Genomic DNA, 2404 nt, shown 5'->3' with positions numbered 1-2404 from the left:
CAGGCATTCATCTGCATCGACATGGACGGAATTAATCTCATCCAGATCGCGGAGGGTGACAAGGGGATGGCCGGTTCTCCGGTCGGTGATGATCCCTTCCACCACATCACCTTCGAGCGATTCGATGAATTTCTTGAATGAGGAGAATCCAATTTTCTTCTCTGAGAAGGCGGGATTGATCCTGATCAGCTGGTTCTTCAGATCCGAGAGAAACACCGGACCTTCATCGGTTCTCGTCTTCACAAACCGGATCAGAAGTTCACGTGCTGCGATCCGGTCGCCTTCGATAAGCGCCGGGTCGTCATCCAGTGCGGGATCAATGCCGGAAGAGGCATTCAGGCCGAGGAGCTCGTCAAGCGACTGGAACTTTGTACAGTTCTCCTTGATGACACTCCCGACAGAATTATCAAAACCCATCACATAGACCATCTTTCCCCGTGCACGAAGCCTGCGGATCAGGGGAATGAAATCGGTGTCGCCTGACCCGATGATAAATAGGCCGATATGCGGAAGCAGGATCATATCCTCAAGGACATCAAGGGCCATATCCATATCCGCACCGTTCTTTCCCCGGGCACTCGTCTGGGGGAGATGCCGCATCTCAAACCCGTACTTGACGAGCTTCTTCACATCTGCCGCACACTCACCCACCGACCAGTCCGCATAGGCTTTCCTGATGCAGATATCTCCAAGCGATGCAGCATAATCGATGATCGGACCCAGCGAGAGGGGAGTATCCAGTGCAGGATAGGACTGCCCGGCAGAGACTGCGAGGTTCTCGTAATCAAGATAGATGGCACAGAAGAGAGACCCCTCTTCGACAACATGTTCCTTTTCCATAATATCAATCCCAAAAAACGCAGTATTTCCTTCCTGTTATTCTTACGGGGTACTTGAAAAAGGAGTATGGCGGGTTCCCTGCAGATAAATCAGAAGATGAGATCATATCAGTTCTCTTCTCCTGAGCACTTTCGAGAGAAGCCGTTCCCCCTCCTTCACCTCTGCCTCATCCGGTGAACGGCAACCGGTGATCCGGGCATCTCCCTCCTCTATGACAAAACGGGATCGGGTCTTCTGAGGCTGTTCGCACTTCGGATCGGCCTTGGGATCGTGTTCCTCCCTCATCATGATTCCCGCTCCACGATGGTGATGAGCCGGACATGCTGTACCGATTCATGCATCTCACCATTTGAGAAGAGGGGGAAATCGGATTCAATTGAGAGATCCCCTATCTCTGTCACCATAACAACCTGCCAGGTGAGATCCCGTGGCAGGAGGATCTCCCGTTCACCTTCGTTGATGTAGAGGAGATGATCTCCCGGAGATCGGCTCAGCAGGAGGATATTACTGTACCCGTCATCCCCACTGCTCCCGTAGGTGATGAGAGGGATGGTGAGATCATAGGAAGTAGACGCAAATGCCGCCTCATCATATGCCGCATTCGAGAGGACGGTTTCTGCAAAACCGGGTGAGATGCCACGGAAGAGGATGATCTCTTCATCGGTATCCGATTCGGTAATCGCCAGATCAAGATGTTCAGTTATGAACCCAAAGAATATCTGCTGCTCTCCCGGATATGCCAACTGTTCCGCTTCTGTTGACCGGAGATATCTCCGGTAAAGATTCGTGTTCTCATAGAAATCAGGCGAGAGCCACCAGGAGATAGATGCGGTGGTGGCGGCAGAAAAACCACGATCCGTATAAGGGGAACTGACAAGTGCCGCGGGCTGAACCAGGGTGATCGTCGCCTCGGAGATATATTCGGGGGGAACGGGATAGCTGCCCGCCGGAGTGGCAGGGAGATCGGCAACCGGAGCAGATGCTGCACATCCGGCAGCAGAGACGAGCAGGAGGAGAAGAATGATAAGAGAAGGTACCTTCATAGCTGAAGATACACAGCTGATACTATAAAAGGGATTTCAGGGAGGGTTCACCTGATCTCTTTTCCCTTCAGCCAGATGCCACGCTCAGGAACAACACGCCCGACAACGGCTGAGCCGGGAACCATCTTCAGGATAGTTTTGGCACTCGCCTCCGGGACGATAAAGGCATAACCCATCCCCATATTGAAGGTCCGGTAGAGCTCTTCTTCAGTGACATTACCCTTCTCTGCAAGCCAGGAGAAGATCCCGGGAACCGGCATCGGGTCATCGAAACTGAAGCCGAACGGCCCGACCCTGAGGAAGTTCAGCAGCCCGCCGCCTGTCACATGGCACATCCCATGCACCTCGCAGGCACGGCAGATGGAGAGCACCTCAGCATAGATCCGGGTCGGGGTGAGGAGGGCTTCACCAACAGTCCTGCCATCCTGGAGAACCGCATCGTACCCGCCATTTTCAAGGGCAATCTTCCGGGCAAGCGAGAAACCGTTCGAATGGACGCCACTTGACGGCAGACCGACGAT

4 protein-coding genes are annotated in these 2404 nt (G+C 53.5%); all 4 read right to left on the bottom strand.

Features of this window, described 5'->3' with window-relative positions; translation table 11 throughout:
• On the bottom strand, window positions 1–840 hold an 840-nt coding region (locus tag QCH34_RS10900), incomplete at its 3' end, for an NYN domain-containing protein (RefSeq protein ID WP_300334044.1).
• 102 nt (window positions 841–942) lie between these two features.
• Window positions 943–1128, bottom strand: a complete 186-nt coding sequence (locus tag QCH34_RS10895; protein WP_300334042.1) for a hypothetical protein — start codon at window positions 1126–1128, stop codon at window positions 943–945.
• Window positions 1125–1883, bottom strand: coding sequence for a hypothetical protein (locus tag QCH34_RS10890; RefSeq protein ID WP_300334039.1), 759 nt, complete (start codon window positions 1881–1883; stop codon window positions 1125–1127). The genes QCH34_RS10895 and QCH34_RS10890 overlap by 4 nt, the downstream gene beginning before the upstream one ends.
• A gap of 47 nt (window positions 1884–1930) precedes the next feature.
• Window positions 1931–2404: AIR synthase-related protein (locus QCH34_RS10885; protein WP_300334037.1), on the bottom strand; the 474-nt coding region annotated here is incomplete at its 5' end.

The organism is Methanocalculus sp., assembly GCF_029762515.1.
Classification (GTDB): Archaea; Halobacteriota; Methanomicrobia; order Methanomicrobiales; family Methanocorpusculaceae; genus Methanocalculus.
This window is presented reverse-complemented; position numbering and strand designations above follow the sequence as displayed.

Bases quoted from the DNA above. Each gene is read 5' to 3' on its own strand.
- QCH34_RS10890 (WP_300334039.1), bottom strand. From the start codon at position 1,883: ATGAAGGTACCTTCTCTTATCATTCTTCTCCTCCTGCTCGTCTCTGCT.
- QCH34_RS10895 (WP_300334042.1), bottom strand. From the start codon at position 1,128: ATGATGAGGGAGGAACACGATCCCAAGGCCGATCCGAAGTGCGAACAG.